The following is a 15,485-nucleotide window of genomic DNA, read 5'->3' as shown; positions in this document are numbered from 1 at the left end:
CGACAATGGTGACCTCGACGCCCCCAGCCTCCGGACCCGAACCCGGCTCCACCTCATCGACCGTCGTCACCGCGAAATACGTGAAATCGACCGGAGCAGACGACCCTGCAGGCGACAGCACGACCACGTCCACGACACCCACCGGATTCGCCGGCGACGTCACGACGATCTCCGTGTCAGACACGACCTCGAACTCCGTGCCCTCGACACCGTCGAAGGTGACACCGGTCGCACCCGTGAAGTCGGTGCCGGTGATCGTCACCTCGGTGCCGCCGGTCACCGGCCCACGAACCGGATCGATCGCGTCGACGAGTGCTGCGCCGGGAGCGACGAAGACGAAGCCGTCCTCGAGCACGGCCTCGCCGCACTCACCCAGACCGACGACGGTCACGTCGACGGTGCCCGCTCCGGGCGGGGTGACCGCGGTGATCTCCGTGTCGGAGATGACGTCGAAGGTCACGGCCGAATCCTCACCGAAGAGAACGTCGGTCGCCCCCAGGAAGCATGAGCCGATGATGGTCACGGTCGTCTCCTCCCCCTCGGGGCCGGAGTCCGGGGCGACGCTGTCGATCGTCGTGACCGCGAAGTAGGTGAATTCGAGCGGTGCGGACGGGCCGTCGGGAGAGGTGATCACGACGTCGACCGGTCCCGCGGGGTTCGCGGGCGACGTCACGGTGATCTCGGTGTCGGAGACGACCTCGAAGTCCGTTCCCCCGACGCCCCCGAAGGTCACTCCGGTCGCGTCGGCGAAGCCGGAGCCGGTGATCGTCACGGCCGTGTCTCCGGTGACCGGGCCGCGCTCCGGTTCGATGTCGGTCGCGATCGGCGGAGTGAGCGCGCGCGGTCCGACCGATCCCTGCGCGATGTCGAGCGACAGCGCTCCCTCCGGTCCGGTGAACCCGAGCACCGTGAGGCGCAGAGCCGTCTCGGTGAACGTCTCCCCCACGACTCCCGGCGACGGCTCCTGCACGTTGGCGGTGAGCGACACGAGTCCGGTCACGACCGACGAGAGCGCCGGGTCGAGGAGGGTGAGCGCGGGCACGACGACGGTCGACTGAACGAGGGCGGCGACGGTGTCGAGTAGACCGCCCGCGGCGGGATCGAGCAACTCGTCGACGATCACTCCGCTGAGCGATCCGGCGAGGGTGGACACGAGCCCGCTGTCACAGACGATGCCCCCCACGATCGGCACTGAGCACACACCGGCGTTGAGGAGGGTGACCGTGGGGACGACCGTGCCGGCGAGCAGATCGGCGACGGTGCCGTCGACGCCCACGCTGAGAACGGCGACGGGGGTCAGGAGGAGGGTCGCCGTGAGGCTCGTCGAGACGGTGACCGTGGCCGAGCGCAGCGCGGTCTCGGCCGCGTCGATCACGTCGTCGACGAGGGTGTCGACGAGGTTCGCGACGCCCGCGGTGATGAGCGCGAGCACCTCGGCCGAGAGGATCTCGGTGCCCGGGGCGAGCGAGTTGAGATCCTGTCCGTTCGCCGCGAGGAGCGCTCGGATGTCGACGACGATCGTTCCGTCGCCGAGGTCGATCTCGATGGGTCCCCCGGCGCCGAGTGCAGGAGCATCCGCTCCGATGAGGGGCGCGAGTGCCGCGGGGATGTCTGCCGTCACCGATGCCGTGGCTCCGGCGCCGAGCCCGAGGCCCGTGTCGTCGACGATCGCCGAGATGAGGGGGCTGTCCGCACCCGAGAGCGCGGCGAGGGTCGGCGCGATCGCGTCGGCGACGACGGTTTCGAGCGAACCGGCGAGTCCGCCGACGACGGGGCTGTCGAGGTTGAGCTCGAGGGCGGCGATGTCGTAGGTGCCGGTCGGCGCGAGAGTGCCGTCTGTGCTGGCTCGCGCGCTCACGGCGCCGAGGGAGAGGTCGGCTCCCGCGATGGCATCCGTGATGCTCGCGGTGAGGAGGTCGGAGAGGTCGAACGTGTAGGCCGACGGAGCGCCCGGGGTCACGGGGCCGGCTCCGATCGTTCCGTCGTCGGCGACGGCGCCGCTCGCGCCGATGGCGCTTCCGTCGGTGTTCGCTTCGGCGTATTCGCTCAGTACACCGAGATCCGCGATGGACAGGGGAATCTGCACCCCGTCGGTGACGGTGAGACCGAGCGTGCTGAGCGCGGTCGCGTCGAGGTCGCCGCTGTCGGCGTCGCCGGTCACGCCGTCGCTCGATGCCGACGCCCCCTCGAGTGCGAGGAGGACGTCGGCATCGAGACTTGACAGGAGGCTGCCCGAAAGCACGCGCCCGGCGGCTGTCGAGCCGTCGCCCTCTGCGGCGACGGCTGCCTGACCGAAGCCCACCGACGCGAGAATGGTGGCCGAAGCTAGTGCGATCCCCATCGCGCTCCGGCCACGCTGCGACGCCCGATTCGTCGTTTTCTTCGTCGCGCCCATGATTCCCCCGTGTCGTGGTGCACGGCATCCACCCCGGTGCCGTTTCTTTCGCAGACCGCGCTCGTAGCGCGGTCGCTGGGGAAAGGTATGTCGCTGCCTGCCACGATCGGTCGTCCCGGGGCGACAACCAGGGAGCATCGGGACAAGTTCCCGTGCCGGATGCTCGCGGGCACAGGTGCGAGGTTTCGCCGTATCCGCGCCGTGGCCACGGGCTCTCAGTAGTCGGACGCGCAATGCCCAGTACTCGAGAACCGCGACGGGAGCGCTCTCACGATCTACAGTGGGATCAGGTCGAGGGGGGCTCGACCGTCTGTGCTGGGCGGAGTGGACGCGTGCGTGACGGCGCGATGTGGGTGACATGGCAACGGTAGTGAGAACACAGCAGCCGTCGCCGCGCGATCACGTGGTCTCGTCAGCCGTGCACACCCTGCGCGGGCGCCGCAGTGTCTTGCTGTTCGGGGCGCCGGGCATGGGCAAGTCGCACGTCTCCACCGAGATCGCTCGCGCGCTCGAGGCCTCGGGGTCGACTGTCGTGCGCATCACGGCGGCGCGAGACTCCGGCGACCTACTGTGGCGGCAGGCATCCGCGCCCCCGAAGCAGGGCTCCCCCGAGATCGGGGGCGGACGACGCGTGTCCGCGCCGTTCGTCCAGGTCAGCCGCGACACTCTCGCCTCCTACCTCGACACGATCGACGACGCGATCGTCATCGTCGACGACGCCCACGAGATCGACCCGGAGGATGTGCGCTGGTTGACGTCGGCCGCGCGCGAACACCGGTTCACGGTGCTCGCGACCCTGGCAGACGACACCGACATCGCGCATCCGCTGCTCGACGTCTTCCTCGACCTCTGGCTCGACGGCGACGCCGACCGCCTCGACCTCGAGCCGCTCTCACGCGCCGAGACCGACGATCTCATCCGCTCGATTCTCGGAGAGAGAATCATCGACGTCGCCACCCGGGCGGCTATCCACCACGACAGCGGAGGGTTGCCGCTGCTCGTGACCGAGCTCGCCAACGCCGCCGTCGCGGGTTCTCGCGTCGCGGCGGGTGGTGGCCCGCTCGCTGCTGTCGGGGCACGCACGACGAGACGCATCAACCACATCGTGTTGTCGAGGATGCGGCCCCTGACCGCAGACGAACGTGTCGCCCTGCTCGTGCTCGGTCGCCTCGACGGCATCCCCGTCGATCGGGCGGCGCGCTACGTCGGCAACGACACCCTCTCTCGTCTCTTCGACTCGGGCTTCATCCGGTCGGGGCCCGGGATCAACACGGTCACGCACACCCACCGCATCGAGACGTCGGTCTTGAGCACGACGACCGACGGAGCGCGGGCCCGGAGACTCGCACAGCATGTGAGACGGGAGATCGTCTCGGCCTTCCGCAGGGGGGTCGCTCTCGACCCATTCGAGCACCTCTTCGCGGTGGGTGCCACCCACGCCGGGGGGCCCGATCTCGACCGCGACACGTCACCCGAGGTCGACCGCGCGGGTGCGACGGCCGAGGAGTGGGCCCGCCTGTGTCTCGTCGCCGCGGCGAAATCGCTCAGTAGCGGCGCTCCCGACGATGCCGCGCGTTTCGCGCGGGATTCCTTCGAGTCGAGCCCGAGCGTCGCGGCGATCGTGGAGGAGTCTCGCGCGCTCGGTGCCATCGGCAACTTCGCGGGCGCGTCGGAGCTCCTCGATACGACGGCCGTTCTCGAGCCGAGTCGCGAGGAAGCCCTCGCCGTCATGCGGTGGCGCGTGCAGCTCGACACGTGGCTCGCGCCGCAGCGACGGGTTCCCGACGCTCTCGAGTCGCTCGCGGCGGCGCTCACCGCGGCCGACACGACCGTGATCCGCGAACTCGACCTCGCCATGCAAGCCATGCTCGCGATGGAGTGGCGCACCTCGAGGGCCCACGCGCACGCGGTTCTCGACGAGCCGACCGCGGACGTCTCGTCGCGGCTCGCCGCGAACGGCATCGCGAGCATCGCCTCGGCCCTCCTGGGCCGCGGCGCCGAACTCGCTGCGACGATCGCCCGTGGCGAGGAGCTCGTGCGACTCGCTCGTCTTCCCATAGGAAGTGACGCATACCTCGTCGCCCGACGGGACATCGACGACTATCGCGCCTCGGCGTGCTTCGCGCGCACGATCGCGGCCGACGACATCATCGGGGTGCGCGACCGTCTCGCCGAGTTCGTCGATCGCGCGGTGCGGCGCGGTGATTCCGCTCGCGTCGCGATCGCGGGGTTCCTCGTCGGCTACATCGAGATGTGTCGAGGCGACCTCGAGTCGAGCGAATCCGAGCTCACAGCCGCGGCGGCGAGGCAGACCGTGTTGCCCGACGCGCGCTGGCAGGTCTGGACCCAGGCCCTTCTCGCACGCGTACTCCGTCATCGCGGGCGCGCGCGCGACGCCGACGCGGTCATCGAGAGTCTCAGCAATTGGCCGTGGTGCGACACCCGGTGGCGTCACAGCCATACCGACTGGGCGAGGCAACCTCTGGGCGGCGCCGCGAGCGGCGAGGAGTCTTCCGAGATGATTCCCGGGATGACTCTCGACACCGCGGGAGCGATCTACCAGCTCCTCTTCTCTGTGCTCGCCGACGTGGATGAAGGGCCCGTCGCGGCGTCTGTCGCCGAGAAGGCACGCGCCTTCCGTGCCGAGACAGACCTCCCCGCGTATGTCGCCATGGCCGACTTCGTGATCGCGGTCGCCGACGACGATGCGGCCGCCGCGTGCGACAGCGCCCAACGACTCGGCGCGGTGGGCTTCCACCTCCTCGCGAGTCGGGCCTCCGAGCGCACCGCGACGATGTTCGCCCGTCGGGGCATGCGGGTCGCCGCGGCATCGACCCGCGCATTCGCCCGCTCGGTGCACTCCGCGGGCGCCGGTTCCGAATCCGACTCCGAGGGTGAGGCGTTGACGGGCCGCGAGCAGGAGATCGTCGACCTCGTGATCGCGGGAAAATCGAACAAGCAGATCGCCGAAGCGCTCTTTCTCTCCGTGCGCACCGTCGAGTCGCACATCTACCACGCGAGGGTCAAACTCGGCGCACCCTCTCGAGCGCAGCTGCGCGCCCGCGCCACGGTCTGAGCAACGACTCGAGCGAACCCCGCACGCAGAAGTACGCGGGCACAGAAAAGACCCCTCGCGCACCCGCCAGAGCCCGGTTACCCTTGCTACGTTTCCGTCCTGGGGGAGTTGGCCTGGATGGCGCCACGCGAGGAGCCGGTGTTCAGTTTACCTGGCTTATCGTGGGGTGATGCGCATAGTCATCGCCGGCGGCCACGGAAAGATCGCCCTCCTCCTCTCGAGCATCCTCGCCACCGCCGGTCACCACCCGGTCGGCCTCATCCGCAATGCCGCTCACGCCGCCGAGGTGCGCGCGACCGGTGCCGAGCCCGTGGTGCTCGACCTCGAGTCGAGCGACGTCGACTCGGTCTCGACCGCTCTCGCGGGTGCCGACGCCGTGGTCTTCGCCGCGGGAGCGGGCGCCAACAGCGGAGCCGAGCGCAAGCTCACGGTCGACCGTGACGGCGCCATCCTGCTCGGAGCCGCCGCCGTCGCCGCCGATGTGCGCCGCTACGTCGTCGTCTCGGCCATCGGGACCGACGACTTCGATGCCGACTCCGACGACGTCATGCAGGTCTACCTCCGGGCCAAGAGCGAGGCGGATGCCGCAGTGCGCGCGCTCGACCTCGACTGGACGATCGTGCGTCCCGGCGGGCTCACCGACGACGACGGCACCGGCCGCGTCGAGGTCGGCGAAACGGTCGAGCGCGGCACCATTCCGCGGGCCGACGTCGCCGCGGTCATCGCCCACGTCCTCACCTCGGGCGCTGCGGTGCGGCGCCAGTTCGAGGTCGTCTCGGGCAGCATCGCCGTCGCCGACGCCTTCTAGACAGCGGTAGCCGCGCGGCTCCCGGGCCGCGCGGCTCTAGAGCGCGGCGGACGCGGTCTGCCGCGCGATCTCGAGCTCTTCGTTGGTCGGGATGACGAGCACGGCGACCGCGGCCCCGTCCGGCGAGATGTAGCGGGCCGTCTTCGACGCGACCTCGTTGCGGTCGTGGTCGACCTCGATGCCGAGGAACTCGAGCCCCGCGAGCACACGACGACGCAAGAGGCTGTTGTTCTCGCCCACGCCGGCCGTGAAGACGATGGCGTCGAGCCCCCCGAGGTGCGCGATGTACGCGCCGACGTAGCGCCGGATGCGATGGCGGTAGACCGCGAGCGCCGCCTCGGCGATGTCGTCGCCGTCGGATGCCGCCGCTTGCACGTCGCGCATGTCGCCGTTACCCGTGAGCCCGAGCAGTCCGCTCTTGCGGTTGAGCATCGTGTCGAGTTCGTCGATGCTCAGACCCGCCTGCCTGTGCAGATGCACGAGCACCGCCGCGTCGATGTCTCCCGACCGTGTGCCCATCACGAGTCCTTCGAGCGGGGTCATCCCCATGCTCGTCTCGATCGACCTGCCCCCGTCGATCGCGGCGACGGATGCCCCGTTGCCGAGGTGCAACACGATCGTCTTGAGCGACTCGAGCGGGCGGTCGAGGAACTCGGCGGCGCGCTCCGACACGAACTTGTGCGAGGTGCCGTGGAATCCGTAGCGTCGCACGCCGTGCTCGGCGGCGAGAGCCGCGTCGATCGCGTAGGTGTAGGCCGCGGGCGGGAGCGTGTGGTGGAACGCCGTGTCGAACACCGCGACGTGGGGCACGTCGGGGAGGGCCACTCGCGCGGCGCGGATGCCCTCGAGGTTCGCGGGGTTGTGCAGTGGTGCGAGCGCGGAGAGCTCGTCGATGCCGGCCTCGACGCTGTCGTCGATGACGGTCGGTTCGGTGAAGAGCGCGCCGCCGTGCACCACGCGATGGCCGACCGCGACGATCTCGCGACCGGACCCGAGCTGCTCGAGAACACCGCGCACACCGGCCTCGTGATCGGGCACGTCGGAGCCGGGTTCTCCGATGCGCTCGACGAGTCCGCTCAGGAGAACGGCTTCGGTGTCGAGGTCGATGAGCTGGTACTTGATCGACGACGATCCCGAGTTGACGACGAAGATCTGGGTCACGGTGTGGCGCCTTCCGAGGGTGCTGCTTGGATCGCGGTGATCGCGACGGTGTTGACGATGTCGCCGACGAGAGCGCCGCGCGAGAGGTCGTTGATGGGTTTGTTGAGCCCCTGGAGCACGGGGCCGACGGCGACGGCTCCCGCCGACCTCTGCACCGCCTTGTAGGTGTTGTTGCCCGTGTTGAGGTCGGGGAAGATGAAGACGGTGGCGCGACCGGCGACCTCGGAGCCCGGCATCTTCGTGGCCGCGACGGTGGGGTCGGCGGCGGCGTCATATTGGATCGGACCCTCGACGAGCAGGTCGGGGCGCCGCTCGCGCACGAGCGCCGTGGCCGCACGCACCTTCTCGACGTCGGCGCCCGAGCCCGATTCGCCCGTCGAGTAGCTCAGCATCGCGATGCGCGGCTCGATGCCGAATTGCTGCGCGGTGCCGGCCGACGAGATCGCAATGTCGGCGAGCTGCTCGGCGGTCGGGTCGGGGATGACGGCGCAATCGCCGTAGACGAGCACGCGGTCGGCGAGCGCCATGAGGAAGACGCTCGAGACCACCGAGACGTCGGGCTTGGTCTTGATGATCTCGAATGCCGGGCGGATGGTGTGGGCCGTCGTGTGCTGCGCCCCGGAGACCATTCCGTCGGCGAGACCGAGGTGCACCATCATCGTGCCGAAGTACGAGACGTCGGTCACGGTGTCGCTCGCCTGCTGCACGGTGATGCCCTTGTGTGCTCGCACGCGCGCGTACTCCTCCGCGAAACGCGAGCGCAGCTCCTCGTCGAAGGGGTCGATGACGGCGGCGTCCGAGAGGTCGAGACCGAGCTCGGTCGCGCGAGATCGCACCGCCTTCTCGTCACCGAGGATCGAGATCTGCGCCACCTCGCGCTGCAGGAGGGTGGCCGCGGCCCTGAGGATGCGATCGTCGCTCCCCTCGGGGAGGACGATGTGCTTGCGCTGCCCGCGGGCGCGCTCGAGGATTCCGTATTCGAACATGAGCGGCGTCACGACATCCGCGGGGCTCACCTCGAGGAGCGAGAGGAGTCTCTCGCCGTCGACGTGCTTCTCGAAGAGCGAGAGCGCCGTGTCGTACTTGCGCTGCGACTCCGCGGCGAGGCGACCCCGTGTCTGAGTCACTTTCAGCGCCGTGTCGTAGGTGCCGAGGTCGTTGCGCGCGATCGGCAGGGTCGAGTGGAGCCCGTCGATGAGCAACTCGACCTGGGGCGAGAGCGCGAAACCGCCGTTGAGGATGACGCCCGAGACGGAGGGGAACGTCGCGGACGCGTGTGCGAGCAGCACGGCGAGCAAGACATCCGACCGGTCGCCGGGGATGATGACGATCGCGCCCTCGGTGAGCCTCGGGAGCACGTTCTCCATCGACATCGCCGCGACGACGACCCCGACGGCCTCCCTCTCGAGGAGCGCCTCGTCGCCCGCGATGAGGGTCGCGTCCGTCGCCTCGAGCAGCGCGGCGACCGACGGGGCGACGAGGAACGGGTCTTCGGGGATCGCCCACACGGGAACGGCGGAGTCGGCGTCGTCGAACGCCGACGTGATCGACTCCTCGATCTCGCGCAGCGCCGACGGTTCGGAGCGGTTCGCGATGATCGCGAGAAGACCGGCGTGCGCGTGACGGAGCTCGGCGGTCGTGAGCTCGGCGATCTGGCGCATGTCGTCGGGCGTGCGCTCCCCCGCGCCGTCGCTGCGTCGCCCGCCGAGAACGAGCAGCACGGGTGCGCCCAGGTTCGCGGCGATGCGCGCGTTGAATCCGAGCTCGGTGGGGCTGCCGACATCCGTGTAGTCGGAGCCGAGGATGACGATCGCGTCGCACTGCCGCTCGACGGCGGCGAAGCGGGAGACGATCGTGCTGAGCGCTTGATCGGGGTGCGTGTGCACGAGCTCGTAGTCGACGCCGACGACCTCGTCGTAGTCGAGGTCGACGCTCGCGTGACCGAGCAGCATCTCGAGCACGTAGTCGCGTTCGGTCGTCGACCTCGCGATCGGTCGGAACACCCCCACCCGCTCGACCTGGTGGCTCAGGGTCTCGACCACGCCGAGCGCGATCGACGACTTGCCGGTGTGGCCTTCGGCTGACGTGATGAAGATTCGAGTCGACACGCGACCAGCCTAGGCCTGCATTGCGAGGCGGTTCTGGGAGTGTGTCGCCGAGCACGGCGGGCATGACGGTAGAATGCTTTCGGTCCACGGTTCGCCGTGAAGGATCCATTGGAGGATTCGCCTAGTGGCCTATGGCGCACGCTTGGAAAGCGTGTTGGGTGAAAGCCCTCGGGGGTTCGAATCCCCCATCCTCCGCCGAGACTGCCGATGAGGGCAGGCACTGTTCTCCGTCGCTCACGCGGTGATCGCCCGAATCGATCTCCGCGCTGTGGGCTGCGGATCATCCGGGGGGATCGGCGATGACTGGGCTTGACCACGCTGCCGATCGTTCTGCCCCGACGCCCGCGGCACGGCGCATCCGGCCCCGCCGGGACCTGCTGCGCAACGGACTTCTCACCCTTCTGCTCGGGTCGGTGACGCTCTTCGGGTCGCTCTACCTCCTGACGGTGCCGCTCGGCACCGCCGACATCGTCGTCGCGGGCCAGGTCGTCGTCACGATCGTGGCTCTCGCGTGCTTCTTCCTCTACCGCTCCGCGCACGTGACCGTGGACCGATCGACCGTGACCGCACGCGGTCTGACCGGTCGCCGCACGGTCATCGATCGCGCCGACATCGCGACCGTCGTGATCGTGGCGACCTATCGCTGGAACGCGAGCGACACGACACCCCGATTGCTCGTGCGCGACGTCGCGGGCACGCGGCTCCTGCGTCTGCACGGCGCGTTCTGGGGCGAGTCGAGCATGCGCGAGCTCACGTCGCTCATCGGTGTGGGGATGCAACCCAACCCCGGGCCCATGACGGGTCGCGACCTGTTCCGCACCTATCCGGGGAGTTCGTACTGGTTCGAGGCCAAGCCGGTTCTCGGTGTCGCGGCGATCTCGACGATCGTCGTCGCCTCGCTCGCGATCATGGTGGGCCTCATGGCCGTGACGGATGTCTCGCTCGCGTGGATGCCCTGAGGCCGGTGTGACGCGGGCCGCGCCATGACCCAGCTCGCCTGAGGCCGGCTCAGCGCCCCGCGGGGGCTACCGCGGCGGGGGGCGGGTCGATCGACTCGAGCTCGAACTCGCGCACGGGCGCCGCTCGCGTGGCGGAGCACGTGCTCAACAGCGGGGCCGACATCTGCTCCGCGAGACGAACCGTGCGGGTCTCGCCGCGATGGTCGAGAGCGACCGTCCAGCTTCCGGAGTCATCACGCGTGGCCGTCGCGTCGCCGAACGCGTCGATCGCGGTGTCGCCGGAGCGCTCGCGCACGAAGGCCTCCGCCGCTTGCACGGCGTTGGGGCTCGAGCTGCGCCCGCGGAAGTAGCGCAGGTCGATGACCCCCTCCCGCACCCCCGCGATGACGGCGGGCGCCTCGGCCGCGGGAACCCGGCCGAAGAAGAGGCCGTGGGGGAACACCACGAGGGTCGCCGCGAATCGGTCACCGCCGAGGTGGGAACACTCCCACGTGATCTCCGGATGATTGTGAGCGAGCGTCGTGACCACGGGGCGCCCGCGCACCGCGCAGCACTGGTCGTGGCGCGCGTGCGTGCACACGGCGACGATGGGCTCGTCGGACGGGGTTCCCGTCGATCCGTCGAGAGGCACCTCGAGAAGCAGCGCGGGGTCAGTGACGCTTCCGCGCATGATCGACTCCCGACCGGGTCGGCAGTCGACCACGGCCCACGACCACTCCCGCTGCGCGCGACGCTCGTCGGCGCGTCGACCGGTGCGGCGGATGGCGAGGGGTCTCATCCCGGCTCGTTCGACGCGTCGCACGAGGGTCGACGCGATCTCGGGGGGCAGGCGTGACTGCAGGATCGCATGGTGCCCCCACGCACCGTCGATCTCGACGAGAAACCATCTCTCGCCGTAGCCCGCTGTTCCCTCGAGGGGGTCACGACGCTCGAGCGACCGGTCGCTGCACGGCATCCAGCCCGTGTCGCTCGGCTCGGTCATCGCACGACCAGGATGCCTTCGCGCACGAGTCGTCGCACGACGACGAGGGCGGACGCCTCGTCGAGGCCGGGGAGGCTCCCGACGGTGTGGTCGGCACCGGTTGCGAGAGCCTCGACGGCATCGGCCGCTTCGACCGGCAGCGAGACAGTCGAGTCGCCCCAGCGGATCGTGATGACCTCACCGTCTCGGCGCGTCGACGCGGTCGCCCCGCGTCGCCATGACACGACGGTGTCGGGGCCGAGGGCTCCGAGAGCCTCGATCGTCGCGAGAGGAGCGAGGGGTTCCGCTCTCACGGCGCCGGCGAATCGCCGCGTGAGGCTCGCGGATGCCGCATCCGCGAGCTCCGGCGACGTCGCCGCCGTCGCGAGGGCGTCGGCGAGGTCGCTCACGATCTCGTCGACGAGTGGACGGAGCGCATCGGGGTCGGTGAGATCGATACCGAGCGGCAGTGATGCGCGCAACCGCACGTCGTCGCGGGCCCGCTCGATGATCGACTCGAGGATGTCGTCGCGCGTGTAGGCCGAGACGCCGATCGTGAGGTGCACCGAGGTGCCTCCGAGCGCCGTGGCCGAGTGGATCCATCCGCGCGGCAGATAGAGCACGTCGCCGGGTTCGAGCACCGCGTCGATCGCGGGCTCGCCCGCGGCGCGCGCCTCGACATCCGCGCGCCGGCTCGACCACGGTTGGGAGGCGAGCGGGTCGACGTGGGCCGGCTCGTGGATCGTCCAGTGCTTCGTGCCCGAGATCTGGATGACGAAGACGTCGTGCACGTCGTAGTGCGGGTCGAATCCGCGCGACGACTCGGGCGTGATGTAGGCGTTCACCTGGCACCGGTGCCCGAGGTCGCCGACGAGTTCCCGCGTGAAGTCGGTGAGGGGTCGCCACGTGCGGTGCAGTCCCTGCAGCACGAGACTCGCGCCGTCGGCGAATTCGGCGAGCACGCGCTCCGATGACAGCTGATCACCGATCTCGGCGCCGAACCCGCCCGAGGCGGTGTAGCGCGAGGGCGATAGCACCGACCCCTCTTTGGCCATGCGGGCGAAGGGAGTGCGGATGCCGCGGTGGGCGACGAGCTCGTCGACCGCGTCGGCCGAGAAGAGGTCGGCGAAGTCTCCGGGGAGAGCGGATGCGCGAGACAGGAGAGGGCGGGAGCCCCAGTGTTCGCTCGCGAACGCGGTGGTGTCGAGGGAGACGAGGCGAGCGAGCGCGGGTCGGTCTGCCGACCCGCGCTCGCTCACGCCGTCACTCGTTGGGGAGTCGCTCAAGCCGAGCCGTCGGCTCCGCCGTCGTGACCGTCGGCGTTGGCGCCGCCGTCGGCGGTGCCTTCTCCCGCGTCGGCCGAGCCGTCGGCTCCGCCGTCGTGACCGTCGGCGTTGGCGCCGCCGTCAGCGGTGCCCTCGCCTGCCACAGCGGAACCGTCGGCTCCACCGTCGTGACCACCGGGGTTCGCGCCGCCGTCGGCGGTACCCTCTTCGCCGGTCGAACCTGTTGTCGTGATGTCGTCGTCGTCGATAGCCATGTCTTACCTCCGCGGATCATGGACGCCGATTCGCGCCCGATCTCCAGCGTACGTCTGTCGACCCTGAACACACCCCGGGGCCACGCTCAGTGGCGTCGGTGCACCAGGGTCTCGGGCTCCCGGAGCGCCCACGCGCGCACGAGGTCGGTGCGCACCTCGAGGCCGAAGCCGGGAGTCGTGGGCACGTCGAGGTGTCCGTCGCGCAGCACGAACGGTTCGGTGAGGTCGTCGGCGTAGTAGCGATCCGACGCCGAGGTGTCTCCGGGGAGGGTGAACCCGGGGAGCGCGGCGAGCGCGACGTTCGCCGCGCGCCCGATTCCCGTCTCGAGCATGCCCCCGCACCACACCGGCACGCCGCGCTCGACGCACGCGTCGTGGATGCGCACGGCCTCGAGGTAGCCTCCCACCCGACCCGCCTTGATGTTGACGATGCTCGTGGCACCGCGATCGATCGCGTCGACGGCGACCGCCGTGCTGACGATGGATTCGTCGAGGCACACGGGGGTGGAGATCGCGCGAGCGAGCACGGCGTGCGCCGCGACATCCTCTTCGACGAACGGTTGTTCGATGAGCACGAGACCGAAGTCGTCGAGCCTCCGCAGGTGGTCGACGTCGGCGAGTGTGTACGCCGTGTTCGCGTCGACCTGCAGCAGGGCGTCCGCCCCGAGGAGAGCGCGCACCGCCGCAACGGGTTCGAGGTCCCACCCCGGCTTGATCTTGAGCTTGATGCGCCGGTAGCCCGCGTCGACGTAGCCGCACACCTCGTCGAGGAGCGCGTCGATGCTCGGCGCGATGCCGACCGAGACACCGCACTCGACCGACGTGCGCGTGGCTCCGAAGACGGCACCGAAGCTCACCCCCGCGGCGCGCGACTCGGCGTCGAGAACGGCGGCCTCGAGCGCGGCCTTGGCCATGCGGTGCCCGACGACGTAACGCAGTGCGCCGTCGACGCCCGCGGCGGTGATCGACTCGAGGCCGAGGAGCGTCGGAGCGAGATAGTCGCGGATGACACCGGCGACCGCCCCGACGTACTCCGAGGAGTACACGGGGTCGGTGCCCGCGACGCACTCCCCCCACCCCTCGCCCTCGTCCGTGAGAACCCGGACGAGCAGAACCGCTCGCTCGGTCTGCACGCCGAACGAGGTCTCGAACGATCGCACGAGGGGCATGCCCACGAGGTGAACCTCGACAGCGTCGAGCCTCATGCGAGGCGATCCTCGAAGCCCCAGTCCTGGCCGTAGCCCCCGGCGGACTCCGACCGTTTCATGAGGTCGAGGAACGGCACCGCGTCGAACGCCTCGGGACCGAGCACCCCGAGCCCCGACCAGACACCGCTCGCGAGCAGTTCGAGCGCGATCACGGGGTTGAGCGCGGTCTGCCACACGACGCACTGCGCCTCGTATTCGGCCATCGTCCACTCGTTGTCGGCCACGTGATAGAGATACACCTCGCGCGGCCGCCCATCCGTTCCCGTCCCTATGACCCACACCCCCGCGCACGTCTTCCCGGTCATGAGCGGACCGAGCGTCGCGGGGTCGGGGAGGCCTGCGGCGACGACATCCCGCGGCGCGACAGCGACGGGCCCCTGCTCCGAGCGCACGGTCACGGGGGTGACGCTGTCGAGACCGAGCCGGTTGAGGGTCTTGAGGATGCCGATGAACTCGTCGCCGAGCCCGTACTTGAAGGTCACGCGCTTGGCATCGAGCCAGCGCGGCATGAGCAACACCTCCTCGTGCTCGACGTTGACGCACTCGACCTCGCCGATGCCCTCGGGAAAGGTGAAGGTCTCGGGCTCCGAGAACGGTGCCGTCGTGAACCAGCCGCGCTCCCGCTCCCAGATGACGGGAGGATTGAGGCACTCCTCGATCGTCGTCCAGATGCTGAACGAGGGGGCGAACATCTCGACCCCGCTCGCGTCGCGCACCACGAGGTTCGCGCCGTCGCGCGTGCCGAGCTCGTCGACCTCGCTGAAGAGGTGGTCGACCGCGTAGCGCGCGAACACGTCGCTCAGCCCCGGTTCGACCCCCATGCCCACGAGAGCCATGCGACCCGCTTTCTCCCAGTCGGGCGCGACGGCGAACTGATCGTCGCCGAGCTTGACCCCGGTTTCGCGGTGGGGGTCGGTCGGATGCGGCTCACTCAAGCTCATCGCCATGTCGAGGTAGTCGGCATCGGCGGCGAGCGCGCCCGCGAACACGGTCGGAACGAACGTGGGCTCGACCGCGTTCATGACGTGGGTCACTCCGTAGGTGCGCGCGACTGCCGTCACATCGTCGGGGTTCGACGCGTCGATGCGCGCGGCCACGAATCGCCCGTTCTGGTCACCGTGCCGCGCGGTGATCCACGCGATCGTGCGTTCGGCCCGAGAGAGGTCGTAGTCGCTCACGACCATGAGGTCGAAGAACCGGCGCCGCGCGGCGATCTTCGCGATGGCGTCGCCGACTCCGCCGGCACCGACGAGGAGGATTCTCATGCGT

11 protein-coding genes, 1 tRNA gene and 1 other RNA gene are annotated in these 15,485 nt (G+C 69.8%); 4 read left to right on the top strand and 9 right to left on the bottom strand.

Features of this window, described 5'->3' with window-relative positions; translation table 11 throughout:
- A partial coding sequence (locus ACLHG5_RS13825) for a choice-of-anchor G family protein (protein WP_411319157.1) occupies window positions 1-2,395 on the bottom strand: 2,395 nt, incomplete at its 3' end.
- 358 nt (window positions 2,396-2,753) lie between these two features.
- On the opposite strand from ACLHG5_RS13825, the gene ACLHG5_RS13820 reads away from it, so the two are divergent.
- On the top strand, window positions 2,754-5,471 hold the full coding sequence (locus tag ACLHG5_RS13820) for a LuxR C-terminal-related transcriptional regulator (RefSeq protein ID WP_411319156.1): 2,718 nt from the start codon (window positions 2,754-2,756) through the stop codon (window positions 5,469-5,471).
- A gap of 43 nt (window positions 5,472-5,514) precedes the next feature.
- Here the strand turns inward: ACLHG5_RS13820 and ffs are convergent.
- An RNA gene (gene ffs, locus ACLHG5_RS13815) (signal recognition particle sRNA small type) lies at window positions 5,515-5,611 on the bottom strand.
- A gap of 29 nt (window positions 5,612-5,640) precedes the next feature.
- On the opposite strand from ffs, the gene ACLHG5_RS13810 reads away from it, so the two are divergent.
- On the top strand, window positions 5,641-6,279 hold the full coding sequence (locus ACLHG5_RS13810) for an NAD(P)H-binding protein (RefSeq protein WP_411319155.1): 639 nt from the start codon (window positions 5,641-5,643) through the stop codon (window positions 6,277-6,279).
- 36 nt (window positions 6,280-6,315) lie between these two features.
- On the opposite strand, the gene ACLHG5_RS13805 is transcribed toward ACLHG5_RS13810, so the two are convergent.
- Together ACLHG5_RS13805 and pta are read right to left on the bottom strand one after the other, a co-directional pair.
- Window positions 6,316-7,440: an acetate/propionate family kinase gene (locus tag ACLHG5_RS13805; protein ID WP_411316348.1), complete on the bottom strand. Its 1,125-nt coding sequence runs from the start codon at window positions 7,438-7,440 to the stop codon at window positions 6,316-6,318.
- On the bottom strand, window positions 7,437-9,548 hold the full coding sequence (pta, locus tag ACLHG5_RS13800; protein ID WP_411316349.1) for a phosphate acetyltransferase: 2,112 nt from the start codon (window positions 9,546-9,548) through the stop codon (window positions 7,437-7,439). The genes ACLHG5_RS13805 and pta overlap by 4 nt, the downstream gene beginning before the upstream one ends.
- Before the next feature lie 110 nt (window positions 9,549-9,658).
- Here pta and ACLHG5_RS13795 point away from each other — a divergent pair.
- Window positions 9,659-9,743, top strand: a tRNA-Ser gene (locus ACLHG5_RS13795).
- A gap of 104 nt (window positions 9,744-9,847) precedes the next feature.
- Complete coding sequence (locus tag ACLHG5_RS13790) at window positions 9,848-10,507, top strand: hypothetical protein (RefSeq protein WP_411319154.1); 660 nt, start codon at window positions 9,848-9,850, stop codon at window positions 10,505-10,507.
- Window positions 10,508-10,556: 49 nt separating this feature from the next.
- On the opposite strand, the gene ACLHG5_RS13785 is transcribed toward ACLHG5_RS13790, so the two are convergent.
- The 5 genes from ACLHG5_RS13785 to ACLHG5_RS13765 form a co-directional block, all read right to left on the bottom strand.
- Window positions 10,557-11,489, bottom strand: a complete 933-nt coding sequence (locus ACLHG5_RS13785) for a sucrase ferredoxin (protein ID WP_411319153.1) — start codon at window positions 11,487-11,489, stop codon at window positions 10,557-10,559.
- Window positions 11,486-12,754: a cupin domain-containing protein gene (locus ACLHG5_RS13780; protein ID WP_411319152.1), complete on the bottom strand. Its 1,269-nt coding sequence runs from the start codon at window positions 12,752-12,754 to the stop codon at window positions 11,486-11,488. Before ACLHG5_RS13780 ends, ACLHG5_RS13785 begins: the two co-directional genes overlap by 4 nt.
- Entirely contained in the window at window positions 12,751-13,008 is a 258-nt protein-coding gene (locus ACLHG5_RS13775; protein ID WP_411319151.1) for a BatC protein, read from the bottom strand. The genes ACLHG5_RS13780 and ACLHG5_RS13775 overlap by 4 nt, the downstream gene beginning before the upstream one ends.
- A gap of 86 nt (window positions 13,009-13,094) precedes the next feature.
- Window positions 13,095-14,213 (bottom strand): o-succinylbenzoate synthase, encoded by a 1,119-nt coding sequence (menC, locus tag ACLHG5_RS13770; RefSeq protein WP_411319150.1) that lies wholly within the window; start codon window positions 14,211-14,213, stop codon window positions 13,095-13,097.
- A complete protein-coding gene (locus tag ACLHG5_RS13765) occupies window positions 14,210-15,481 on the bottom strand; it encodes a saccharopine dehydrogenase family protein (protein ID WP_411319149.1) in 1,272 nt (423 codons plus the stop codon). The genes menC and ACLHG5_RS13765 overlap by 4 nt, the downstream gene beginning before the upstream one ends.
- Between the last annotated feature and the right edge of the window lie 4 nt (window positions 15,482-15,485).

The sequence above is a fragment of the Marisediminicola sp. LYQ85 genome (genome assembly GCF_046600695.1).
GTDB lineage: Bacteria > Actinomycetota > Actinomycetes > Actinomycetales > Microbacteriaceae > Marisediminicola.
This window is presented reverse-complemented; position numbering and strand designations above follow the sequence as displayed.